18 protein-coding genes are annotated in these 23464 nt (G+C 50.3%); 10 read left to right on the top strand and 8 right to left on the bottom strand.

What is annotated here, in order from left to right:
- A partial coding sequence (locus ACFQNF_RS16245; protein WP_380188980.1) for a hypothetical protein occupies positions 1 to 520 on the top strand: 520 nt, incomplete at its 5' end.
- 73 nt (positions 521 to 593) lie between these two features.
- On the opposite strand, the gene ACFQNF_RS16240 is transcribed toward ACFQNF_RS16245, so the two are convergent.
- The 4 genes from ACFQNF_RS16240 to ACFQNF_RS16225 all read right to left on the bottom strand — a co-directional run bounded on the left by ACFQNF_RS16240 (position 594) and on the right by ACFQNF_RS16225 (position 6650).
- Positions 594 to 1943, bottom strand: coding sequence for an efflux transporter outer membrane subunit (locus ACFQNF_RS16240; protein WP_380188979.1), 1350 nt, complete (start codon positions 1941 to 1943; stop codon positions 594 to 596).
- Between the two features lie 65 nt (positions 1944 to 2008).
- Positions 2009 to 5104: an efflux RND transporter permease subunit gene (locus tag ACFQNF_RS16235; protein WP_380188978.1), complete on the bottom strand. Its 3096-nt coding sequence runs from the start codon at positions 5102 to 5104 to the stop codon at positions 2009 to 2011.
- Positions 5105 to 6217: an efflux RND transporter periplasmic adaptor subunit gene (locus ACFQNF_RS16230; RefSeq protein ID WP_380188977.1), complete on the bottom strand. Its 1113-nt coding sequence runs from the start codon at positions 6215 to 6217 to the stop codon at positions 5105 to 5107.
- Between the two features lie 88 nt (positions 6218 to 6305).
- Positions 6306 to 6650, bottom strand: coding sequence for a hypothetical protein (locus ACFQNF_RS16225; protein ID WP_380188976.1), 345 nt, complete (start codon positions 6648 to 6650; stop codon positions 6306 to 6308).
- 334 nt (positions 6651 to 6984) lie between these two features.
- Between ACFQNF_RS16225 and ACFQNF_RS16220 the strand changes: the two genes are divergently transcribed.
- The 8 genes from ACFQNF_RS16220 to ACFQNF_RS16185 all read left to right on the top strand — a co-directional run bounded on the left by ACFQNF_RS16220 (position 6985) and on the right by ACFQNF_RS16185 (position 18624).
- Positions 6985 to 7689, top strand: a complete 705-nt coding sequence (locus tag ACFQNF_RS16220) for a response regulator (protein ID WP_380188975.1) — start codon at positions 6985 to 6987, stop codon at positions 7687 to 7689.
- Positions 7690 to 7747: 58 nt separating this feature from the next.
- On the top strand, positions 7748 to 9103 hold the full coding sequence (locus ACFQNF_RS16215; RefSeq protein ID WP_380188974.1) for an ATP-binding protein: 1356 nt from the start codon (positions 7748 to 7750) through the stop codon (positions 9101 to 9103).
- A 353-nt stretch (positions 9104 to 9456) separates the two neighbouring features.
- Positions 9457 to 9537, top strand: coding sequence for a K(+)-transporting ATPase subunit F (gene kdpF / locus ACFQNF_RS16210; RefSeq protein WP_082752678.1), 81 nt, complete (start codon positions 9457 to 9459; stop codon positions 9535 to 9537).
- Positions 9537 to 11348, top strand: coding sequence for a potassium-transporting ATPase subunit KdpA (gene kdpA, locus ACFQNF_RS16205; RefSeq protein ID WP_380188973.1), 1812 nt, complete (start codon positions 9537 to 9539; stop codon positions 11346 to 11348). The genes kdpF and kdpA overlap by 1 nt, the downstream gene beginning before the upstream one ends.
- A gap of 122 nt (positions 11349 to 11470) precedes the next feature.
- Positions 11471 to 13618 (top strand): potassium-transporting ATPase subunit KdpB, encoded by a 2148-nt coding sequence (gene kdpB / locus ACFQNF_RS16200; protein WP_380188972.1) that lies wholly within the window; start codon positions 11471 to 11473, stop codon positions 13616 to 13618.
- Between the two features lie 394 nt (positions 13619 to 14012).
- Positions 14013 to 14597, top strand: coding sequence for a potassium-transporting ATPase subunit KdpC (gene kdpC, locus ACFQNF_RS16195; RefSeq protein WP_380188971.1), 585 nt, complete (start codon positions 14013 to 14015; stop codon positions 14595 to 14597).
- A 415-nt stretch (positions 14598 to 15012) separates the two neighbouring features.
- The gene (locus tag ACFQNF_RS16190) at positions 15013 to 17688 is read left to right on the top strand and encodes a DUF4118 domain-containing protein (RefSeq protein ID WP_380188970.1); all 2676 of its coding nucleotides are present in this window, start codon (positions 15013 to 15015) and stop codon (positions 17686 to 17688) included.
- Positions 17689 to 17934: 246 nt separating this feature from the next.
- Entirely contained in the window at positions 17935 to 18624 is a 690-nt protein-coding gene (locus ACFQNF_RS16185; RefSeq protein WP_380188969.1) for a response regulator, read from the top strand.
- Positions 18625 to 18736: 112 nt separating this feature from the next.
- Here the strand turns inward: ACFQNF_RS16185 and ACFQNF_RS16180 are convergent, their stop codons facing one another.
- A complete protein-coding gene (locus ACFQNF_RS16180; RefSeq protein ID WP_380188968.1) occupies positions 18737 to 19192 on the bottom strand; it encodes a YaiI/YqxD family protein in 456 nt (151 codons plus the stop codon).
- A 653-nt stretch (positions 19193 to 19845) separates the two neighbouring features.
- Between ACFQNF_RS16180 and ACFQNF_RS16175 the strand changes: the two genes are divergently transcribed.
- The gene (locus ACFQNF_RS16175) at positions 19846 to 21135 is read left to right on the top strand and encodes a DUF445 domain-containing protein (protein WP_380188967.1); all 1290 of its coding nucleotides are present in this window, start codon (positions 19846 to 19848) and stop codon (positions 21133 to 21135) included.
- 92 nt (positions 21136 to 21227) lie between these two features.
- Here the strand turns inward: ACFQNF_RS16175 and ACFQNF_RS16170 are convergent, their stop codons facing one another.
- The 3 genes from ACFQNF_RS16170 to ACFQNF_RS16160 are packed head-to-tail and all read right to left on the bottom strand — an operon-like array spanning position 21228 to position 23010.
- The gene (locus ACFQNF_RS16170; RefSeq protein ID WP_380188966.1) at positions 21228 to 21608 is read right to left on the bottom strand and encodes a DUF7079 family protein; all 381 of its coding nucleotides are present in this window, start codon (positions 21606 to 21608) and stop codon (positions 21228 to 21230) included.
- The gene (locus tag ACFQNF_RS16165) at positions 21593 to 22405 is read right to left on the bottom strand and encodes a hypothetical protein (RefSeq protein ID WP_380188965.1); all 813 of its coding nucleotides are present in this window, start codon (positions 22403 to 22405) and stop codon (positions 21593 to 21595) included. The genes ACFQNF_RS16170 and ACFQNF_RS16165 overlap by 16 nt, the downstream gene beginning before the upstream one ends.
- A 2-nt stretch (positions 22406 to 22407) precedes the next feature.
- Positions 22408 to 23010 (bottom strand): PAAR domain-containing protein, encoded by a 603-nt coding sequence (locus ACFQNF_RS16160; protein WP_380188964.1) that lies wholly within the window; start codon positions 23008 to 23010, stop codon positions 22408 to 22410.
- Positions 23011 to 23464 lie beyond the last annotated feature (454 nt).

The raw sequence follows: 23464 nt of genomic DNA, 5'->3' as shown, positions 1-23464 counted from the left end.
AGTGCGTGAATTTTTAAATGATCCACGCATACAAATTACGGCGTTACCTTACCCTGTAGGGCCTCATAATCCAAATGCAGAAAATGCACTTTGGATACGTTTAGGTGAATTAGATTTATATCCGGTAGCGCAAGGCCTGCCCGATCTTTTAATCAAAGCCAACGAATTAATCAAGCCCATTCGCTGCGATGAATTGCAATTACTGACTTTAGATCCGTGGGATGACGATCCTAATCCACGCTTTGATTACGAAAGCAGCTTACGCTGGATGAGGCGATTTGATGAAAACAGCGATTGGCCTAGCCCGGAAATTCGCCAACCTTTATTAACGGCTTCAGTAGACGACTCACTACAAAGTGGCCGCTGCCCAGCGAATAGCCCATGCCCAGAAACAGGCTATTGGTACACCCCTGCCAAACAAAACAGTCGTGCGCTGTTTAAACAAGGCGAGCTAATGCCAAATTTCCCCGGCTCTAGTTATGGCGCAACGATTTGGTATTGGGATGTAAATCAAGATTGATTTTTTTAAAAACAAAGGCTTGGTATACGCTGGCCTTTGTTTTTGGTTTGAGCGTTTTCTGTGAAGGGGCTATTTACACTTTAATGCCCCCTCCCAAAGCCTTAAACAGGCTGACCTGTGCCAATAGCTGATCGCGTGTTGCGCTAATCAGCTCTAACCTGCCGTTGAATAAATTGCGCTCGCTATCCAGTACGGTGAGGTAATCGCTATAGCCGTTGTCGTAGCGCAAAATGGCTAATTTGAGCTGGCGCTCAAGCGCCGTGATCTGCCCCGCTTGGGCTGTGGTTTTTTCCTGACTTAATTGATTGATTTTTAGTGCGGCAAAGGCGTCGGCAAAGGCGTTTTGTACGGCTTGCCGGTAGCCCGCTGCTGCGGCTTTATCTTGGGCACGGGCTTGGTCTATTTGTGCTGCGCTCAGGCCGCCATCAAATAGCGGCATGCCAAGATTACCTGCAAATTGCCAAGTTTTACTGCCTGCGGCAAATAGATTAGCCAGTGGATTGCTGGCGGTGCCAAGGATGCCGGATAGAGAAATCTGCGGAAACCATGCTGCGCGTGCTGCGGCCACTTCGGCGTGGCTGGCACGTAGGCGGGCTTCGGCCTCTGCAATATCGGGGCGGCGAAGTAAGAGATCAGAAGGGAGGTGCGTGGGTAGCTGATTAGCAATGTGGATGTCGCCGATGGGCTTGCCGCGCTGTAATCCCTCTTCGATGAGCGCTCTTGGGGATTGCCCGCTAAGTATCGACAGGATGCTTTCTGCTTGCGCAATTTTGCTCTGGTATTGGGGAACAATGGCTTGTGCAGCGGCAAAATCGCTTTCTGCCTGCCGTGCTTCCAGTTCGCTAATCAGCCCGCCTTGAAAGCGTTTTGTTTGTAAGACAAATGCTGCTTTGCGCGATGCAACAGTTTGGTTTGCCAGAACAAGCTGGGCATCCAGAGCGCGTAGATTGAAATAGGCTTGGGCCGTTTCTGCGCTGAGTGCCAGTTGTAAGCCGGTGTGTGCCGCTTGAGTGGATAGGAGCAGCTGGCTGGCGGCTTCTGTTTGGTTAGCAAGGCGGCCCCATAAATCCAGCTCCCAGCTTGCCGCGCCTGCCAGCTGCATTTTGGGCGCGCCGGTGTCTGTATTGTTTTGCTGCTTGCCTTGCAAATCTAAACGAGGCCATTGGGCTGAGCTGCTGATGCCCAGTTTGGCGCGGGCTTCTTCTATTCGGGCGGCGGCGATACTCAGATTGTTATTATGCTGCAGCGTTTGTGCGATCAGCATATTGAGCAGCGGGTCATCAAATGTTTTCCACCAGTCGTTAGCAATCGATGCTTTGTATGTGGATTGAGGTAAATCAAGGCTTGGCATGGTGGGCTCGGGCGTGATGGCGCAAGCCGTGCAGAGCAGCGCGAGCAGGCTGGCAATCAGGGATGGTTTCATAGCGAAGATCTCAGGGTGTGCGCCTACCGTTACCAGCAGGCGCGGGTGTTTGTTTTTTCAGGGGGCTACTTTTTCTTTAAGCCCATAATCAGGCGGAAAAACAGCGGGATAAAGAAAATGGCAATAAAGGTAGCGGCCAGCATGCCGCCAATCACCGGTGTGCCTAGCGAATGGCGGCTGTTTGCCCCTGCACCACTTGAGGTAATCAGTGGCACGCAGCCTAAAATAAAGGCGAGCGATGTCATGACAATTGGCCTGAAGCGTAGTCTTGCCGCTTCGATGGCGGCGTCAGATAAGCTCATGCCTTCTTCAAACTTCATTACCGCAAATTCAACGATCAAAATAGCGTTTTTAGCCGCCAGACCAATCAGCGTCACCATGCCGATCTGAAAATACACGTCGTTATTCATATCCCGCATATATGCGGCCAGCAGGGCTCCAAAGAGTGCAAAGGGCACCGAGGTAATCACGGCAAATGGCAAGCTCCATCTTTCGTATTGCGCCGCCAAAATTAAAAACACCATCACAATGCCAAGCAAAAAGGCAATGCCTGCCGTGCCGCTGGCTTCTTTCTCCTGATAAGCGCTACCGGTCCAGGCAAGGGTGTAATCGCTGCTCAATGCGGTGGCGGTAACGCTTTCCATGGCCTTAATGGCTTCCCCCGAGCTAATACCTGCCGCAGGTTGGATCATGATTTTGGCCGCGCCAAAGATATTAAAGCGCTCTACCAGCTCTGGCCCGCTGGTGTCTTTAATGGTGACAAGGCTGGTGAGCGGAATCATGTCGCCTTTGGCAGATCGCACAAAAATATTGCTCAGATCTTGAGGGCGTTTGCGATATTGGGCTTCAGATTGCAGCTGCACTTTGTAGGTGCGGCCAAAGCGGTTGAAATCGTTGATATAGAGCTGGCCCAGAGTGGCTTGCATGCTGCTGAATACATCATTGATATTGACCCCCAGCGCCTTGGCTTTTTCGCGATCCAGATCAACAAAGTACTGCGGTACATTGGCGCGGAAGGTGGTGGTGACCTTGGCAAATTCAGGGCGTTTTTTTGCCGCATCAATCAGCTTTTGTGTGGCCGTGCTCAGCGCTTGCGAGCCTGCACCGTTACGGTCTTGCAAATAGCCCTCTAAGCCGCCGGTGGTCGACATGCCCATAATGGGCGGTGGGGTAAAGGCGGTAATCAGGCCGCTCTGGATGGAGTTGGCATTTTGCATGGCTTTTTCTGCCAGCGAAAACGAATCCTGCCCTTGCCCCTTACGCTCGTCCCAAGGGGTGAGCGTCACAAAGCTGGTGGCGTGATTGGTGAGCTTGGAGCCGGATAAAATATCAAAACCGGTAAAAGTGGTGACATTTTGTACTTCGGTCAGCTTGCTGAGCGTGGCATCTGATTCGGCGCTTACCTGACGGGTGCGGGCTAGTGAGGCGGCATCGGGCAGGGCAACGCTTACAAACATCGTGCCTTGATCTTCTGCCGGTACTAAGGAGGTAGGCACCAAGACATACAGCAAGGCCGTGCTGGCTAAAATACCCGCAAACAGCACAAAAGCCACGCCAACGCGGCGATTTAGAAACTTAACGCCCGCAATATAGCCTCCCGTGATCCGTTCAAAGACACGGTTGAACCATACAAAAAAACGCGCAGGTTCGTGGTGGCCGGGTTTAAGCAAAAGCGCACATAAGGCAGGAGATAGAGTAAGCGCCACAATGCCGGAAATAATCACTGAGATAGAAATCGTGATGGCAAATTGCTGATACATCACCCCGGTCATGCCACTCATAAAGGCCACGGGCAAAAACACCGCGCAAAGCACCAGCACAATCGCTACGACGGGGCCGGAGACTTCCTGCATGGCTTGAATCGAGGCCTCTTTGGCCGAGCAGCCCGTCTCGCGCATAATTCGCTCGACGTTTTCAAGCACCACAATCGCATCGTCCACCACAATGCCGATGGCCAGTACCATGCCAAATAGCGTAAGCAGATTGATAGAAAACCCGAACATCGCCAAACCGGCAAAAGTGCCGAGCAGGGATACCGGCACGGCAATGCAGGGGATGAGCGTGGCGCGGAAATTTTGCAAAAATAAATACACCACGCAAAACACCAGCACCATTGCTTCAAGCAAGGTGGTGACTACTTTCTCGATCGAGGTTTTAACAAATTTGGTGGTGTCGTAAGGAATCGCGTAGTCCATGCCTTGAGGAAAGCGAGTAGAGAGTTCCTGCATTTTGTTGGCAATGGCTTTGGATACATTCAGCGCATTGGCGCCCGGCTGGGCGTAAGTCACCAGCCCCACGGATGGCTTGCCATTACGCATGCCGGAAATATCATAATCATTACCCCCCATTTCTACACGAGCCACGTCTTTTAGCCGGATTTTTGCGCCATCAGGCATGGATTTAACAATAATGGCTTCAAACTCTTTTGGATCAGTCAGACGGCCTTTGGCGTTAATGGTGTAGGTAAAATCAACTGGATCATTGTCTGGCTCGGCCCCTAGCTTGCCCGCTGCAAATTGCGAGTTTTGCTCTTGCACGGCTTTAACCACATCGGCAGGCGTGAGCTTGAGCTGGGCCAGGCGATCGGGCTTTAGCCAGATCCGCATGGCGTAATCGGTGCCGCCCATCATGCTGGCATCCCCCACGCCGGGTATGCGTTTTAGATCATCCAGAATATTGAGTAGGGCGTAATTGGCAATAAAATTGCGATCATACTGGCCGGATGGCGAGCCTAAGGAGATCACCGACAGCACTTCGGTTGATTTCTTTCTGACGGTTACGCCTTGCCGTTTGACTTCATCGGGCATTTTGGCGAGCGCTGCCTGCACGCGGTTGTTGACGTCAATGGTGGCTTGGTCGGGATTGGTGCCGACGGCAAAATAGACGTTCATATTCATTTGCCCGTTTGCCGCCGATTTGGATTGCAGATACAGCATATTGTCTACGCCGTTAATCTGTTGCTCCAAGGGGGATGCTACGGTTTGCGCAATGGTTTCTGCCGTAGCGCCGGGGTAGTTGGCGCTCACGGAAACCACAGCAGGCACGATATCTGGATATTGCTGAACAGGTAGCGAAAACATCGCTGCCAAGCCCGCCAGCATAATCACGATGGAAATCACCGAGGCAAAGATGGGCCGGTTGATAAAGAATTTAGAAAACATTTACCCCTCCTTTTTAATGCTGACTTGCTGGCCTGGGCGCGCTTTGATTAAGCCATCCACAATAATGCGCTCGCCCGCTTTCAGGCCGGATTCCACAATCACCTCATGCCCTATGCTTTCCCCTAGCTGAACTTTGCGCGATTCAACGATGTTTTTGTCATTGAGCAGCATCACGCGTTTTTCGGCTTGCAGCTGCACAATGGCGCGTTCTGGAATGGTGATGGCTTGCTGGCGAACGCCATTGTCTACAATCACGCGCACAAACTGGCCGGGCAGCAAATCCCCTTTGGGGTTATCAAATTGCGCCCGCATATTGATGGTGCCGGTGGCCGGATCAATGCGGTTATCTTGGAAATTGACCCGGCCCTTTAAGGGGTAAACCGTGCCATCAGCCAGCATGATTTGGGTGTTTAATTCTTTGCTGCTGCTTGGGTCTGGTGCTCGAGCTTGCTCAAACGCCTGATGATCTTGCTCGGCAACCGAGAAATCGGCGTAGAGCGGTGACATTTGCGAAATGGTGGTAAGCGGCTGAGGCGCGCTGCTGCTGATCAAGCTGCCCTCTGATTGCGCTTCTTTACTGCTGATGCCAGAAATGGGCGCGGTCACTTTGGTGTAGCCTAAGTTAAGTGTGGCGGTTTTGACCTTGGCTTGTGCCGTTTGCACGCTGGCCTCTGCGGCAGCAAAAGCGCTGATGGCATCATCGTTATCTTTTTCAGAAACTGCGTTTTCTTTAAAGAGCGGTGCAATGCGATCTTTATCGGCTCTGGCCTTGTTTAAAATGGCCTGCTGCCGAGCCAGCTCCCCCTGGGCTAAATCCAGCTCTGCCTTATATGGCTCTGGATCAATCTCAAATAAAACCTGCCCTTGTTTAACGGGCCGCCCCTCGGTAAAAGTGCGCTTAAGCAAAATGCCGCCAACCCGAGCGCGTACTTCTACATCCCGCACCCCGGAGGTTTCGCCAACAAACTCTGAGCGCATGGCAATATCGTGCGGCTGGATCAGGAGTGCTGTTACTTCAGGCAGAGGCGCGGCGGTAGGGGCGGGCGCAGAGTTGCAGGCGCTGAGGATCAGGGCCAAGCAGAAGGGGAGCGCTTTGGGGGAGGTGGGCATCATCGGGCTCTCGTTTCAAATAAAAAGCCCCGTTAACCGGGGCTTGCTGGCTGATTAAAAAAGGCTAAATGGCGCTAAGTGGCGGCTTGGTTTATTGGTATTGGGTGCGCTTAAGGCGGCCTGGGTGCATATCGGCCGGTGTGACATTAGCCGGTGCAATTTCCGTGGATTTGGCGGGTGAGTGCGGCTCACTGCGAGCCTGTGCTTCCATAGGCGGGCGGCTGCGCTGCGAGAAGGGCGTAATCCCCGTGGTTTTAGAGTGTGATTTGGCCTGAGCGCTGGCCGTTTGATCTGGGCTTACAGCGTTAGCCGAGTGATCGTTGTCCATTGCTGGACGGCTTGGCTCTGTAAAAGGAACCGTACCCGCTGCGCTGGCAAAGGCAGAAAGGGCGAGGGTGAAGGTGATGGTGAAGGCAAGAATAGACGACTTGTTCATGGTGGTTTTCCTGTTGAAGGTGTAGGGCCATTAAACCGTGCCTATGTAAACCGTTTGATGGCTTGGCCGTCCTTTTTGTAAACGGCGTGTAAATAGCGGTCATTTACTGTCGTACCCTAGGCGGTAGGCGGGTTATGCTCTTATAAGAAACAAAACACTTGTAGAAGGGTGGGCATGGAGTTGCGCACGAACGCGTAGACATAAAAACGTGCCCACCCTACATTTGAGGCGGGAGCTTGGAAAAATGGCCTATTTAAACAACGCTGTTTCTTCGGGAGCATCTTTTCCTTGCACGGGCGAAGATGTTCTGTGATCAAAAAGACTGAGGTAATGGATGAGCGCACATTTAATTTTGGTGGATGACGATGCAGATTTGCGCGCGCTACTCAGTGATTATTTAGTGGCTCAGGGCTATCGTGTTACGGCGGTGGGGGATGGCGATGCGATGTTAAAGGCGATGGAAGCTGCAACTTTTGATTTGCTGATTCTGGATATCATGCTACCGAGGGAAGACGGACTTACGCTCTGCCGTAATTTAAGGGTGAATTCTCATTTGCCAGTGTTAATGCTAACGGCCCGTGGTGATGAGCTGGATCGGATTATTGGCTTAGAAATGGGGGCTGATGATTATTTGCCCAAGCCATTTAATCCCAGAGAGCTCTTGGCACGTATCAAAAGTATTTTGCGCCGCGCGCCGGAATCAGTGAAGGTGGCTAAGGCACGGCGGCTGCGTTTTGCAGGTTGGGAGCTTGATCTGGCCGCGCAATACTTATTAGGCGCAGATGGTGTAGTGGTGGTGCTATCCACTGGGGAATATCGATTATTACAAGTGCTGGCAGAAAACCCCAACCGGGTTTTATCAAGGGATCAGCTGATGGATGCCATTAATGGCAAAGAGGCCGCGCCATTTGATCGCACGATTGATGTGATGATAGGCCGCTTGCGTCGCCGCCTTGGCGATGATGCACGCGAGCCGCTGTTGATTAAAACCCTGCGCAGTAGTGGCTATATGCTGGCGTGTAAGGTTGAGGCTTGCTGATGCGGTGGATGATGATCAGCGCTACCTCGGTATTTTCTGATGCTGAAGGGGGGAATTGATGCGCTTTTGGCCTAAAACACTATTTGGTCAGATTTTACTGGTGATGCTTTCCGGCTTGTTTTTAGCCAATGCCGCTGGAATCTGGCTGGTGCTCAACGACCGAGCGCGGCAGGTCTACGCGTTTCGAACCGAATACGTGGCCCAGCATATGGCCAGCTCCCTGAATGTATTGTGTGAAACGCCCGATGCTTTTCGTTTGCGTTTGCTATCCGTATTAAGTGACCCGGTTAATCGGGTAGAGCTGGGAGGTGAATGGTTAACCCCTGAGGCGGAAACGCCGGATACGCGGCATTTTGAATCCTTGGTGCGGGCTATGTTGCATAAGACAGTACGAATGCAAGTGGTATCGATTAAATATGCAAGGGTGCCCATAAACCAAAATGCTGACACTTGGGAAGCGCTGGCTGATGGCGCATTAAAAATGGTGACCTTACAAGGGCAACTAACTGATGGCACGGTGGTGACTTTTCACTCCTCTAGGATGGGTAATGCGCTGATTCGGGAGCCTTGGCGTATTGTGGGCTGGCTGGCGTTAGTGGCGCTGGCTGCGGCGCTGCTCTCTATTTGGGCGGTACGGCGGCTGACTAAACCGCTATCGGTTTTTGCCGCTGCATCAGAAGGCTTGGCAAAAAACCTGCACCAGCCCGCCTTGCCCGAAACAGGGCCAGCAGAAGTGGCCCATCTGGCTCGTACATTTAATAGCATGCAATCCGCGATTAAGCTCTATTTAAGCGCCCGCTCGCAAATGCTGGCAGGTATTTCCCACGATCTGCGTTTACCCATTACCCGCGTGCGTTTGCGTCTAGAAAAGCTGCAAGACCCATCACAAAATGCCGCGATTGAGCACGATTTAGAAGAAATGGAAAACTTAATCGCCGATACGCTGGCTTTTTTACGGGCAGGCAGTAGCGCCGAGGCCAGTGTTAAATTGCATTTTATGGATTTACTGGAAGGCGTGATCGAAGATATGGAGGCCCTTGGTGCGCAAATTACCGTCAGTGGGCATAGTCGTGCCGTGATGATTGGCTGCCCACAAGCGCTAAGACGCTGCCTAGGCAATCTACTCGACAACGCCCTGCGTTACGGCGGCGTGCAGATTGATGTTGATGTACAGGCGCAAGCCGGGATGATCATCGTATCGATAGCTGATCATGGGGACGGCATCGCTGAAGCTGATCTAGAACGCGTGTTTGAGCCCTATGTGCGCCTAGAAACCTCCCGCTCCCGTCATACTGGCGGCAGTGGCCTAGGGCTTGCCATCGCCCGTGCCATTGCCCGCGCACATGGAGGAGATATCTTGCTGAGTAATCGAGCTGAGGGGGGATTGAGGGTGGTTGTTCAATTGCCATTGTGAGGTGGTTGTAAGTTGAACAGATTTTTGATTTTTTAGTGTGAAAGTAAATGGTCACACGAAAGTTTTTTGTGTTTTCATAAAAGGTGCTTATCTGCACCCTCTATGCCATAAAGGGCCCGGATTTCAGGCTCTTTCCCCCGCTCCCCGCGTCTTTATTTTTATAATCTTTATACTTTCTTTATACCCACCGCTCTGTTTTTACCAAAGTCTTTACACCGTTTTCCATAAAGTGCATGGGTCGATTCTTCTTTATAAGAGTTACCCATGGATGTGATTTATTTAGGCGCTTTATGCGTATTTGCGGCTTGCCCAGTCTTGCTTTTGCTGGCGTGTAGCCATTTGGGTGGTGAATCATGATTGTGCTGATTTCTGTCGTTGCCGCTGTTTTAATTGTTTACCTTTTTTACGCGCTGTTTAAACCGGAGCGTTTTTAATGACTACCGATGCTTTGCTCCAGTTGGGGCTGTTTTTGTCTGTTTTATTATTGTTGTCGTGGCCGCTGGCGATTTTGATCAACAAAGTGATGCAGGGCGAAACTCCACTGCCATTACGGGTTTTAAAGCCTGTTGAGCGTGTGATTTACCGGCTTGCTGGCGTGAATTCAAGCCAAGAAACCGGCTGGAAGTCTTACGCATTTGGCTTGTTGCTATTCAACTTTGTCGGTGCAGTGGCTTTATATGCATTGCAGCGTTTACAAGGTGGCTTGCCGTTTAATCCTCAGGAGCTGGGGGCAGTTAGCCCAGATTCTGCATTAAATACCGCGATTTCCTTTGTCGCCAACACCAACTGGCAGGGCTACGGTGGCGAAACCACCATGTCTTACCTCACGCAAATGCTGGGTTTAACCGTACAGAACTTTGTTTCTGCGGCAACGGGTATTGCGGTAGTGATTGCCTTGATCCGTGGTTTTGCACGGCATAGCGCCAGTACGGTGGGTAATTTCTGGGTGGATCTAACGCGGGTTACTTTATATATCTTGCTGCCGCTTTCTTTGATCTGGTCTTTGCTGTTTGTAGGGCAGGGCGTGATTCAGAATCTGGATGGCTATAAGGAAGTGCAAACGGTTCAGGCGGTGACGTTTCAGCAGCCTAAACAAGATAGCCAGGGCCTTGTGGTGAAAGATGCCAAGGGCGCGCCTGTCATGGAAGACATCGTTAGCCATACGCAAACCCTAGCGATGGGCCCGGTTGCATCGCAAGAAGCGATTAAGCTTTTGGGCACCAATGGTGGCGGTTTCTTTAACGCTAACTCCGCTCATCCTTTTGAAAACCCAACACCATTTAGTAACTTCTTACAAATGTTAGCGATTTTCATTATTCCTGCAGCCTTGTGTTTTGTATTTGGCCGGATGGTGGGGGATGCGCGTCAGGGCTGGGCGATTATTGCGGCCATGACGGTGATTTTTGTGGCAATGACCTGCGGGTTGTTTTATGCCGAGCAAGTAGGCACTAAGGGCTTAAGCAGCCTAGGCGTGGATCAGATGGTCAGCACGACGCAAGCTGGCGGCAATATGGAAGGCAAGGAAGCCCGCTTTGGGATTACGGCTACGGCGCTGTTTGTAGCGGTGACGACATCGGCATCCTGCGGTGCGGTGAATGCCATGCACGATTCCTTAACCCCGCTGGGTGGCTTATTCCCAACCGCGTTGATGCAGCTGGGTGAGGTGGTGTTTGGTGGTGTGGGTACAGGCCTTTACGGCATGCTGGTGTTTGCAATTCTGGCGGTGTTTATTGCAGGGCTGATGGTGGGCCGCACGCCTGAATACTTAGGCAAAAAGATCGAAATCTTTGAAATGAAGATGAGCGCTTTAACGATCTTAGTGACGCCGATTCTGGTGCTGGTGGGTACGGCCATTGCCTTGATGGTGGCCGATGGCAAAGTGGGAATTCTGAACCCTGGCGCGCATGGCTTAAGTGAAGTGCTCTACGCCTTTACCTCGGCGGCAAATAATAACGGCAGTGCTTTCGCTGGCCTTTCTGCTAACACACCGTTTTATAACGTGATGCTGGGTATCGCCATGTGGTTTGGCCGCTTCCTGATTATTGTGCCGGTGTTGGCGATGGCAGGCTCTTTAGCTGCTAAAAAACGCCTCAGCGCTACAGGTGGCACGCTGCCAACGCATGGCCCTTTGTTTGTAGTGCTTTTAGTAGGAACCGTGATGTTGGTGGGCGCTTTGAACTACGTGCCCGCACTTGCGCTGGGCCCTGTGGCGGAGCATTTGCAGATGGTTGCACCGGTTAAATAGTCCTTCTTAATATGTTGCGTAGGGCGGGTGCAACCCGCGTATTTATTTAGAACTGCTCGCGGGTTTCACCCGCCCTACGAATGATGCAATCAAACCATTGCAACTCCTTTTGGTAAAAAGCGATGAATACTACAGATGTGAATCGTACTAAGCCCGCCGCAGCGCCTATACCGGCTGCTGCTGTGGCGGTACACAATGTGCCTAGTGCTAATAAAAAACTTTCTTTACTTGATCCGCAGCTGATTCAGCCGGCGATTATTGATTCGTTTAAAAAGTTAGCGCCTAAAACCCAGCTTAAAAACCCAGTGATGTTTGTGGTGTATGTGGGCAGTATTTTAAGCACCTTGCTGCTGATTCAAGCCCTGGCAGGGCACGGTGAAGCCGCGCTTAGCTTTATTGCCGGGGTAACCGCATGGCTGTGGTTTACCGTGCTGTTTGCTAACTTTGCCGAAAGCTTGGCAGAGGGGCGCAGCAAAGCGCAGGCTGCGTCTTTGCGGAACACCAAGAAAAATGTCATCGCCAAAAAGCTGTCTGGCCCGGGGCGTAAATATGGCAAATCCATTGCGGATAGCGCCAGCCTGCGTAAGGGTGATTACATTCTGGTGGAAGCCGGTGATGTAGTACCTGCAGACGGTGAAGTGATCGAAGGCGTGGCCTCGGTGGATGAATCGGCGATTACGGGTGAATCTGCACCGGTGATTCGTGAATCGGGCGGCGATTTTACGGCGGTTACGGGAGGCACACGGGTCTTATCCGATTGGATTGTGATACGGGTGAGTGTGAATCCGGGAGAAGCCTTTTTAGACCGCATGATTGCGATGGTGGAAGGCGCAAAACGCCAGAAAACACCGAATGAAATCGCATTGACGATTTTGCTGGTGGCTTTAACCATCGTGTTTATGGTGGTGACGATTACGCTGCTGCCTTTCTCTATGTTTAGCGTAGAAGCAAGCAAAGCAGGTTCGCCGATTACCATTACTGCCTTGATTGCCTTACTGGTATGTTTGATTCCAACCACAATTGGTGCGTTGTTGTCTGCCATTGGCGTGGCAGGCATGAGCCGTATGATGCAAGCCAATGTGATTGCCACATCAGGCCGTGCAGTTGAAGCGGCAGGGGACGTGGATGTGTTGATGCTGGATAAAACCGGCACCATCACATTGGGTAATCGCCAAGCTTCTGCTTTTGTACCTGCGCCAGGCGTGACGATGGAAGAGCTGGCGGATGCCGCGCAATTGGCATCGCTTGCGGATGAAACCCCAGAAGGGCGCAGTATTGTGGTGCTGGCTAAGCAAAAATTTAATCTGCGTGAGCGCCCGCTCTTAAGCCACGCGGTTGAGTTTGTACCGTTTACCGCACAAACCCGTATGAGCGGTGTGAATTACGACGATCGTTTAATTCGCAAAGGTGCCATCGACGCAATTAAAAAACATGTAGCCAATATGGGGGGTGTGTTCCCTGAGGCCGTAGGCAAAATCGCTGACGAAATCGCCCGTCGTGGCTCAACCCCCTTGCTGGTGAGCGATGGCCCTAAGGTGATGGGCGTGATTGAGCTAAAAGACATCGTAAAAGGCGGGATTAAAGAGCGTTTTGCCGAGCTGCGCCAGATGGGGATTAAAACCATCATGATCACGGGTGACAACCCGCTGACCGCTGCGGCGATTGCGGCCGAAGCCGGTGTAGATGATTTCTTGGCCGAAGCCACGCCAGAAGCCAAACTCGCCATGATTCGCCAGTATCAAGCAGAAGGCAAATTGGTGGCGATGACGGGGGATGGCACCAATGATGCCCCTGCGCTGGCGCAAGCGGATGTGGCCGTTGCCATGAATACCGGTACGCAAGCGGCTAAAGAAGCCGGCAATATGGTGGATCTGGATTCTAACCCCACCAAGTTGATTGAGATTGTAGAGATCGGCAAGCAAATGCTGATGACACGCGGCTCATTAACCACTTTTAGTATTGCCAACGATGTGGCGAAATACTTTGCCATTATTCCGGCCGCCTTTGTATCGACTTATCCGCAATTGGGCGCTTTAAATGTAATGGGATTAAATAGCCCTAATTCAGCCGTGATGTCGGCGGTGATTTTTAATGCCTTAATTATTATGTTTTTAATTCCTTTGGCATTAAAAGGCGTGAAATACCGCCCCCAAGCTGCCGCACAATTACTGCGCAATAATTTATTGATTTACGGTTTGGGTGGCTTATTAGTGCCTTTTGCCGGGATTAAAATCATTGATATGGCATTGGGTGCGATGGGCTTGGTTTAAGCGATTGCGATCCGGCCTAGGCCGGATGATGACGGGGCACGCGTATGGATATGATTGGAAACTTATTACTGATTGTTTTCATGATGGGGTTAGCGTATGCGGTGTGGCGTTGCAGCCATTGGTTTTGGCGGCGCTCACCCACGCTTAACGAGTATCTGGCAAAACATGATGCTTGCAATGGGGAAGGAGAGGTGGGCTGCTATCGCTGCGGCACCTTCTACCCTTTGACCAAAGATCATCTATACGCCGTGCGCTGTAAAACCCTCTGTCGCTGCTGCAAAACCGTGTTGTGGCGTAGTGAAGTTTGATGTGGTGAATGCGCGATGCGCTTGCCACTTTATTGATAGATTCACCTCTTGAAGCAAGCCTTGGGGCAAGCACAAAGGATTTGAAAATGAATACCCAATTAAGACCCGCTCTGGTTATTTTTGCACTGCTTTCTGTTGTGACAGGCTTGGCTTACCCACTGTTGGTCACCGGCATTTCGCAAGTCACCATGCCGGAGCAAGCCAATGGCAGCCTGATTCAATTGCAGGGCAAAGTCGTTGGCTCCAACCTGATTGGTCAGAATTTTAGCGAGCCGCAATATTTCTGGGGCCGCCCATCGGCAACAGGCCCGATGGCTTATAACGCGGGTGGTTCGGGTGGCTCTAACCTTGGCCCAACTAACCCCGCCTTGCTTGATGCCATAAAAGCGCGAGTAGAAGCCTTGAAAAAAGCCCACCCCAATCAAGCCGGAGCCATCCCCGTTGATCTGGTTACCGCCTCAGGCAGTGGCCTTGATCCACACATCAGCGTCGCCGCGGCCCGTTATCAATTAGAGCGTGTGTCGGTTGAGCGTAAGCTATCTAGCGACAAAGTGGGTAAACTAGTGGAAGAAAACACCGAAGGCCGTCAGTTTGGCTTGTTCGGCGAGCCACGCGTCAATGTGCTGAAGTTAAATATCGCATTGGATGAGCAATATCCATTGGCGAAGTAGTCAAACTACTTGCGTAGGGTGCAATCACCTTGGCATTGCGCCGGATCAATTGGCGTATTGCCGCTGCGCGTCGAATACGCCCTACGGGCTAAATGAGAACACAGAGCACATAGAGAAAGACGAAAAGAAAGGTGAGCTGTGTGGAGCTGTGTCTTCGTAAAGAAATTGTAGGGCGGGTGAAGCTCGCCGTTTTCGCAGTGTTTTATGCCAAACCCGGCGGGTTTCACCCGCCCTACGAAACCTTATTCATAGGGCGTAGCCATTGCTGCGGATAAACCTCCCCATCTGGCGTATTGCCGCTTCGCGTCGAATACGCCCTTTGAGGGTTTTCTCCGTGGTCTCGGTGTTCTCCCCGTCCTCTGTGTCTACAGACCTTAGGTTTTTAACTGATCACTTCTTACAAATTAAGCCCGCAATGACCGATACCCGTCCCGACCCCGATTCCCTGCTCGATAAAATCAAACGGACCGATGAGCAAGCTGCTCGTGGGCGTTTGAAGATTTTCTTTGGCGCTTGCGCAGGCGTGGGCAAGACTTACGCCATGTTGGCAGCGGGCCATGTGCAGCAGCGTTTGGGTGTGGATGTGTTAGTGGGCGTGGTGGAAACGCACGGGCGCAGTGAAACAGCGACTCAGCTGATTGGATTAAAAGTCTTGCCATCGGCCAAGATTGAGCATCGCGGCCAGATCCTGCCCGAGTTTGATCTGGATGCAGCGCTAATGATCAAGCCGCCGCTAATTTTGATCGACGAGCTAGCGCATTCCAATGTGGCTGGCTCGCGCCACCCTAAGCGCTGGCAGGATGTGGAAGAGCTGCTGGTGGCGGGGATTGATGTTTATACCTCGCTGAATGTGCAGCATTTAGAGCGCTTAAACGATGTGGTGGGGCAGATTACTGGCATTGTGGTGCGCGAAACGCTGCCGGATCATGTGTTTGATGCCGCCAATGAAGTCACCTTGGTCGATTTGCCGCCCGATGAATTACTCCTGCGCTTGGCCGAGGGCAAGGTTTACCGGCCAGAGCAGGCCACGCGGGCTAGTCAGAATTTCTTTCGCAAAGGCAATTTGCTGGCGCTGCGCGAGCTGGCCTTGCGCCGCACGGCTGATCGAGTGGACGCGCAAATGCGCGCTTACCGCGCCGATCAGTCTATTGTGCCTGTCTGGCAAGCACACGAGCGTTTGCTGATCAGCATTGGTCCCTATTCAGGCGGAGAAAAGCTGATCCGCAATGCGTGTCGCTTGGCGGCAAGCTTGCATGCAGATTGCTTGGTGGTCTATGTAGAAACGCCGGAATTGCAGCGCCAAGGCGAGGCGACGCGTAAGCAGGTGTTAAAAACGCTAAAGCTGGCGCAAGATTTAGGAGCTGAAACCAGCGTGTTGGCGGGGGTGGATCTGGCAGATACCTTGCTGGCCTTTGCGCGCAGCCGTAATGTATCCAAAATGGTGGTGGGTAAGTCTCAGCGCAATCACTGGTCACGCCTGTGGCGGCGGCCTTTATCTGAGCAGCTGATTGATAAAGCCAGCGATGTCGATGTTTACGTGGTGGCGCACGATGAGAGCGAAGCACCGCCTAGCGATGAGAAGCCTAATAGTCTGTTGTTTGACGAGGCAAGCCCTAAGCGCCAGCGACATGGCTATTTTGCTGCACTCGGTGGGGCAGCGTTAATTACGGTGCTGAGTGCGGGACTGCTGCAATTTTTTGATCCCGCCAATGTGGTGATGTTGTACTTGCTGGTTGTGGTGCTGGTTTCTGTGCGCTATGGACGCGGTGCCGGGGTTGCGTCCTCGCTGTTGTCGGTGGCGGCGTTTGATTTCTTTTTTGTTGCGCCACGCATGTCATTTACCGTGTCAGATACCCAATATTTGCTGACGTTTGCCGTGATGTTATCGGTGGCGCTGATTATTAGTCATCTGACTTCTAGATTACGCTTTGAGGCTAGCGTGGCCACCTATCGTGAGCGCCGCACGCGGGCTTTGTACGAGCTAGGGCGGGAGTTATCGGGCGCGCTCACCGCCACACAAATTGTAGAAATGAGCGTGCGCCATCTGGACGGCCTGTTTCAATCGCAAACCCTCTTGTTTATTCCCGATAGTGAAGAAAAAGTCCGCGCCTCGCACGAGCATGCTAGTGCTGATTTAGGCATTGCCCAATGGGTTTATGATTATCAGCAGCCCGCAGGCCTTGGCACACATACCTTGCCCGCCGCGCCCTTACTTTATATTCCGCTCAAAGCCCCGATGCGCACCCGTGGTGTGCTGGCTGTTTTGCCAAGCGATAGCCAACATGTGTTTCTGCCTGAGCAGCAGCGTTTGTTAGAAAGCGCCGCCAGCCAAATTGCACTGGCACTAGAGCGAGTGCATTACGTGGAAGTGGCGCAGGATGCGATTGTGGTAATGGAATCTGAGCGTTTGCGCAATGGCGTCTTGTCGGCGGTCTCTCACGATTTACGTACGCCGCTGACCACACTGGTTGGCCTTGCCAGCTTGCTAGATAAAGACGAGCTGCCTAGCGAATTCAGACAGATTTCGCAAAGCTTGCAAAAAGAAGCGATGCGTATGAATCATATGGTCAGCAATCTGCTGGATATGGCCAAGCTGCAATCGGGGGTAAAGCCTAATAAAGAATGGCAGTTTTTAGAGGAGTCCGTGGGGAGTGCAGTCAGGGTAGCAGGGGCTAGCCTGACTGCGCATCAGGTTAGAGTCGATCTACCCGCTGATTTACCTATGCTCGAATACGATGCCGTGCTGATGGAACGTGTGCTGGTTAATTTACTCGAAAACGCTGCTAAATATACCCCGGCTGGCAGTATCATGACGATCTCTGCAAAAAAAGACGGCGTAATGGCCCGCATCGCCGTCAGCGATAACGGCCCTGGCTTACCAGAAGGCACGCGTTTATTCGATAAATTTACCCGAGGCACAACCGAATCCGGCGCACCCGGCGTAGGACTGGGCCTCGCCATTTGCCGCAGCATTATCTACGCCCACGGCGGGCAAATCAGCGCCCGAAATTTAGACCCACACGGTGCAGAATTTGAATTCACTCTGCCATTGGGTACGCCACCTGTGTTTGAAAGTGCAGATTTAAGATAAGCCCCTAAGGTCTGTAGACACAGAGCACACGGAGAGGTAAGACAGAACACGGAGAAACCATGGGGAATGGATTTTTCTCTTGTATACCGGTACTTGGTGCGCAACGACTGCGTCGTTGTACACCCTATAAAACCTTGCTCATGGTTTATCTGAGTTCTGCTTTTAAACTCTGTGTTCTCTGTGTTCTCTGTGTCTACAGATCTTAGGTTCTTGCACTCCCCCATTTAATAAAAAATCAAGGCGAGCATGTCAGATATCCCCATTACCGTTGTCATTATCGAAGATGAAAAACCGATCCGGCATTTTTTGTCCGAATCTCTGCTCGATGTGGGTATGCAGGTGTTTACGGCGGAAACCGGCAAGCAGGGCTTGATTGAGGTGGCCACGCGTAAGCCTGATCTCATTATTCTGGATTTGGGCTTGCCCGATATGGATGGCGTAACGGTGATCGAACGCTTGCGCGAGTGGTGCGAGCTGCCGATTTTAGTGCTCTCTGCCCGCACGCAAGAAACAGAAAAAGTAAGGGCGCTAGATGCCGGTGCCGATGATTTTCTGACCAAACCCTTTGGCGTGCCCGAATGCCTAGCGCGAATCCGTGTTTTGTTGCGCCGCCATACGCGTGGGCAGGGCACGCAGCAGGCGATCGAGTTTGGCCAAGTGAAAATTGATCTGGTCAATCGTCAGGTCTATAAAAGTGATGTGCCAGTGCACCTTACGCCTATCGAATATCGTCTGCTGACTACACTCACGCGCTTCCCTGGCAAAGTGCTAACGCATCGTGAATTACTCAAAGCCGTATGGGGGCCATCGCACTCAGAAAGCAGCCAGTATTTACGCGTGTATATGGGCCATTTACGGCAAAAATTAGAAGTAGACCCTGCCTTGCCACAACACATCGTCACCGAAACCGGCGTGGGCTATCGATTGATTAGCTAGGTTTTAAAACCCAAGTCTTTAACCACGGAGAAAAAGGAGGACACGGAGGGCCACGGAGAAAAACATAAAGGTTTTCTCCGTGAAACTCCGTGTTCTCTGTGTCCTCCGTGGTTCAAGGTGTGGGTTTTATTCTATTTAAAATACTATCCAGCGCCCGCGCAAAGTTTTGCCTATCTGCCGTGCTCATGGCGCTTGGGCCGCCGGTGTCGATACCGCTAGCACGTAGCGTATCCATAAAGTCACGCATATTCAGGCGCTCGCCGATATTTTCCTTACTTAAACGCTCGCCGCGTGAATCCAGCACCAGGCCGCCTTTGGCGATTACATCTGATGCAAGCGGAATATCCGAGGTAATAATCAAATCATCCGCTGCGCATAGCTCCACAATTCGGCGATCTGCCACATCAAAGCCTTGCTCCACCACCAAGGACTTTAAAAAAGGCGAATGTGGGGTTTGAATATATTGATTGGCCACAAAAGTGCAGATGATTTTGCAGCGCTCTGCCGCGCGAAATAAAATCTCTTTAATCACCTTGGGGCAGGCATCAGCATCGACCCAGATTTGCATGGCTTAGACCTGTGCATGACATAGAAGCGGCGAATTATAACGCGAGTGGGGAGTCTGTTATTTTTTGATGCAGCTAAACCCACACTTGAGCCACGGAGAACATCATTTTTGTGTGGGGCCGCCTTTGTCGTTGTACATCTTACGAGGTGCCGATTCATCTTAATCTGAATATTTTTCGTAGGGCGGGTGCAACCCGCGAGCAATGCTGAAAAGTACGCGGGTTGCACCCCAACCCTATCAACTTAAGGATTTGTACCGTAGGAGCGGCTTTAGCCGCGAATGTTTTTATACACGGCGCTTTCGCGGCTAAAGCCCATAAGTATCTACACAAGTTGATATGCAAGTTCCCCCTTTGAAAAAGGGGGGCTAGGGGGGATTTAGCATTGGAATTTCGGCTGATTTCATGCCAATTCAACACCAAATCCCCCTCAATCCCCCTTTTTCAAAGGGGGAGGTGTGGCACGGAATTGATGGCAAGAAGTTGTGTAGATACTTATGGCTAAAGCCGCTCCTACAAAGACATTGTATTTTTTGCTTAAGTTAATAGGGTTGGCTATCTCTTGCTATCTGAGGCTGCGATTGTAAATACAGGAAATAACATCCAAGCATAGATAGTGATACCCTTCAATTCAATCAATCTTTCGATTAAGCCAATGACCTCATCTAATCATCTCTACCAAGCCATTGAAAGCGCCGAAATTGCGCTGAAACGCCAAAAATTAAAGCAAGCCAAGCTCTTGCCGCTGGCATTGTTGCTGTTTTTTGCCGTGGTATTTGTGATTGCCACAATTTACAAATCGCGCTATCCGGCGCTGGCCTATGTAACGGCGTTTTCAGAGGCGGCTATGGTAGGGGCTTTGGCTGATTGGTTTGCTGTGGTGGCTTTATTTCGCCGCCCCTTAGGCTTGCCGATTCCGCATACTGCGATTGTGCCGAGGAATAAATTACGAATTGCCGATAGCATGGGCAGCTTTATTCAAAGTAATTTTTTATCGCCAGAGCGAATTGTAGGCAAAATACGCGAATTTAATCCGGCGCTTAAAATTGCCACGTGGCTTACGCAAAACTCGCGGCCTTTTTCTAATTTATTAATCAGGGTGCTGAGCTATAGCCTTAATTCCCTGCATGATGGGCGATTATTGGCTTTTTTAAAAAGCACCTTAATTGCCGAATTACAGCGCGTGGATATTAGCCAGTTTAGCGGCCATATTTTAGATTCACTCACGCAAAATGGCCGTCATCATCATGTATTAAGCGAAGTATTGCACGAATTACAAAAAATACTCGGCCGCGCCGAAACACAAGAAGCAATGGCCCATGTGGCCGCAGAAGAAATATCATTTCTAAAATATATGGTGCTGGATAAAGTCGCCGGTAAATATCTTGCCGAAAAAATGCTCGGTGCGGTGCAAAAAGAATTAAAAGCCATGCAAGATAATCCAGACCATCATCTGCGCCTGCAATTTGATCGCTATATCGCGCAATTTGTTGATAAATTAAAACACGATGCCGAATTCAAACAAAGAGGCGAAAAGCTCAAAAATGAACTGCTTGCCCATCCGGCAGTCGGTGAGTATATCGAAACACTCTGGTCGCAATTATTACGCTGGCTGCATAGCGATTTACACCGCGTCGATTCCACCATTCGCGCCAATATCATGTTATTGGCCGCCAATATGGGTAAAAAGCTCAATGAAAATACCGAAATGCAAGAATGGATCAATACCCAATGCGAACGCGCCATCCCGCCCATCATTGAAGAATACCGCGAAACAATCGGCATCTTTATCTCCGACCAAGTCAAAACATGGGACGAGCAATATATGGTCGAGCGCATCGAATTAAACATCGGCACCGACTTGCAATTTATTCGCGTGAGCGGGACGTTGGTAGGGGGATTGGTGGGCTTGATTATTTATGTGGTGGCGGGGTATTTGGGGTAGGGGATTGAGTTCTGTTGGTTTTTTTACCTTATACACCGATTTTAACCGATGTATAAGGCAGTTTTTTAATTTATTATATTTTCGATTGGTCTTTATTGGGAAGGATTGCTATTTTTTTGTTTTATTACTTCTGATTCAAATTGCACCCATAACTCGTTTATATTCCATCGAAGGTATGCAACATATAGCTTATGAAGCGATTTTCTAAATTTCGACTTGTTTTTCTCTTTTTCTTTTCGTATGGCTAAAATTACTTGCTCTGGGTCGAATCCTAACAGTTCTGGTGTTGTAATGACTAAGTTGTATGTAAAAACAGGGGCTACATCATTAAAAAATATTTCTTTGATTTCGTCCAGTTGAATATCATTAACTTGCTGTGCAAGATATGAGTATTCCTCTTCGGGAACAGAGAAAACATCTGCTAAAGCAACCCATACTGCTTCTAATTGTTCTTGGCTTAATGAATGTTCCATTTTGAAAATTCCTCAAGCTCATTATCAAAACTGTCAACGGCAGCTTCACCAGCTAAACCACCAGCTATGCTACCTGCCAGAACGATTGCTACAGCACAAAAGGGGGCTCCAGGGCCACAAATCATTGATACGGTAAGTCCCGCAAGTAGTCCCCCCGCCGCTCCACCCGCTAATATACCTCCTTGTTTAGCTGTTTCTTTTACTTTGTTATCTGCAATTATTATTGAGCCAATAGCAAATATGGCGGTGGCGATAATTCCAACTTTCCCCATTATTTTCATTGCCTTTGTACCCGCTGTAAATTTTGCGCTGTCACGGGTGGATGATTCTATTATTGCGTAATAGACTTTGTCTTTTTGTGATGGATTTAGTTGAGTATAGTTTTTGTTAAATATGCTATTGCTATATTTGTTTAATAATATTTCTTGTGTCATTCCTACTGCTTTCTTTTTTTCGGCTACTGCTAGTCCCTGAGCCGACGTATATGATCGAACTTCATCCATGATTTTATTTCGCATTTGCTGGCAAAAATCCATTCCTTCTTTTACCGATATTTTTCCTGCAGCTACATCTGTTTTGACCTGATTTGAAATACGTGAAATATTGGCTTTGTACTGTTGCCGTAAGTGCTCATCTTTGATTGCATCCGTTGCAAATCGAGCAGCTGCCGCTTCAAAAGACTCAATACTTTGTTTTAATGGACTGCTTAATTCATGGCTCTGATAAAGAGGGTAAGGGCCGCGATATTCAACTTCTGATTGGGTGTTTTGCGCGGAGGCAGGATAGGAGCTGGTCATGTTTATTCCATTAAACTAATTAAAGTTTGGGTGAGACTTTTTCCAGAGGAACTGTCGTCACTTTTATCTGTCATTTCAACTTTGTAACAAGCTGTACCGGGGGCTGAGGCGAAGTGTACTTTGTTGTCAGCATCGATGACCCCTTCTAGTTGGCTGCCATCATCAAAATGGGCCATGCATCGCATGCCTTCGCAGCTTCCTTGATTGCCCCAGTCAAAGCTCACCCATTTCTTTGATGGGTCAGTTTGCGAGGATGTTGCAAGTTTTGATGCAGAGGAGGCTTTTGGTGTTGCACTTGCTTTGCTAGGGGCTGCATTAGCTCCAGGTCGCATATTTACAGTCGCTTTGCCTTGTCTTGGCAAAATTCGATTTGAGCCGGAAGGGCATCCACAGGCGATGATATGGCCTTCTAGGGCTAATGGTTTTCCAAAAACGATAACGCTAGGCTCTCCTCCAACAATTGTTCCGGGTTTGCCACAAGCAGGACAAGTCGCTTTATCGCCCACTCTGGCCGCTGCTTTTCCATAAATAAGGTGGCGGCTTTCCCCCGAGATAATGCATCCTCCTGTGGTCGTCAGATCTCCTATGCAGGCAATTGGTTTCATTGCATTGTCTCTTCTGTAATTATTTCAAGCGGTATGAAGTGCCATTGTCGAAATTCTGGATCGTATATGGCAACTTGGTTAGCTGGATGTGATGTTGGTACTGTGCTAGGAATAGCGTTAATTGCAGCAGAAATTTCTTGTAGGCGTTTTTGTTCGTCCCATTGGCATATGGTTTGAAAAGTCTCTTTGTTGGCAAAAAGCCCAGCATGTTCATAGAGACGGTTAAATGATTGAATTATTTCTTTATCAATATTGAGCTTAATTTGGCTGGAGTTAGAAGATATTGTTTTGTCATTAATTATGTCGTAAGCACAGAATTCCCCATTCTCTTTGCTTAATAGACTGCCATTGGAAGGGTAATCCCCCCGTTTTTAAGCTCACTTAAAAGTAGAGGCTAGGCATGTAATGCCAGTTTTTGTTTCGGGGTGATGCCGCCCAATCCCATATGCGGGCG

The organism is Iodobacter arcticus (assembly GCF_042664895.1).
Lineage (GTDB): Bacteria > Pseudomonadota > Gammaproteobacteria > Burkholderiales > Chitinibacteraceae > Iodobacter > Iodobacter arcticus.
The sequence above is the reverse complement of the archived record's forward strand: the minus strand, read 5'-3'. Positions and strand labels throughout refer to the sequence as shown.

Bases quoted from the DNA above. Each gene is read 5' to 3' on its own strand.
- ACFQNF_RS16240 (WP_380188979.1), bottom strand. From the start codon at position 1,943: ATGAAACCATCCCTGATTGCCAGCCTGCTCGCGCTGCTCTGCACGGCT.
- kdpA (WP_380188973.1), top strand. From the start codon at position 9,537: ATGACTACCGATGCTTTGCTCCAGTTGGGGCTGTTTTTGTCTGTTTTA.
- ACFQNF_RS16170 (WP_380188966.1), bottom strand. From the start codon at position 21,608: ATGGAACATTCATTAAGCCAAGAACAATTAGAAGCAGTATGGGTTGCT.
- ACFQNF_RS16190 (WP_380188970.1), top strand. From the start codon at position 15,013: ATGACCGATACCCGTCCCGACCCCGATTCCCTGCTCGATAAAATCAAA.
- ACFQNF_RS16185 (WP_380188969.1), top strand. From the start codon at position 17,935: ATGTCAGATATCCCCATTACCGTTGTCATTATCGAAGATGAAAAACCG.
- ACFQNF_RS16225 (WP_380188976.1), bottom strand. From the start codon at position 6,650: ATGAACAAGTCGTCTATTCTTGCCTTCACCATCACCTTCACCCTCGCC.
- ACFQNF_RS16235 (WP_380188978.1), bottom strand. From the start codon at position 5,104: ATGTTTTCTAAATTCTTTATCAACCGGCCCATCTTTGCCTCGGTGATT.
- kdpB (WP_380188972.1), top strand. From the start codon at position 11,471: ATGAATACTACAGATGTGAATCGTACTAAGCCCGCCGCAGCGCCTATA.
- kdpC (WP_380188971.1), top strand. From the start codon at position 14,013: ATGAATACCCAATTAAGACCCGCTCTGGTTATTTTTGCACTGCTTTCT.
- ACFQNF_RS16180 (WP_380188968.1), bottom strand. From the start codon at position 19,192: ATGCAAATCTGGGTCGATGCTGATGCCTGCCCCAAGGTGATTAAAGAG.
- kdpF (WP_082752678.1), top strand. From the start codon at position 9,457: ATGATTGTGCTGATTTCTGTCGTTGCCGCTGTTTTAATTGTTTACCTT.
- ACFQNF_RS16165 (WP_380188965.1), bottom strand. From the start codon at position 22,405: ATGACCAGCTCCTATCCTGCCTCCGCGCAAAACACCCAATCAGAAGTT.
- ACFQNF_RS16230 (WP_380188977.1), bottom strand. From the start codon at position 6,217: ATGATGCCCACCTCCCCCAAAGCGCTCCCCTTCTGCTTGGCCCTGATC.
- ACFQNF_RS16220 (WP_380188975.1), top strand. From the start codon at position 6,985: ATGAGCGCACATTTAATTTTGGTGGATGACGATGCAGATTTGCGCGCG.
- ACFQNF_RS16175 (WP_380188967.1), top strand. From the start codon at position 19,846: ATGACCTCATCTAATCATCTCTACCAAGCCATTGAAAGCGCCGAAATT.
- ACFQNF_RS16215 (WP_380188974.1), top strand. From the start codon at position 7,748: ATGCGCTTTTGGCCTAAAACACTATTTGGTCAGATTTTACTGGTGATG.
- ACFQNF_RS16160 (WP_380188964.1), bottom strand. From the start codon at position 23,010: ATGAAACCAATTGCCTGCATAGGAGATCTGACGACCACAGGAGGATGC.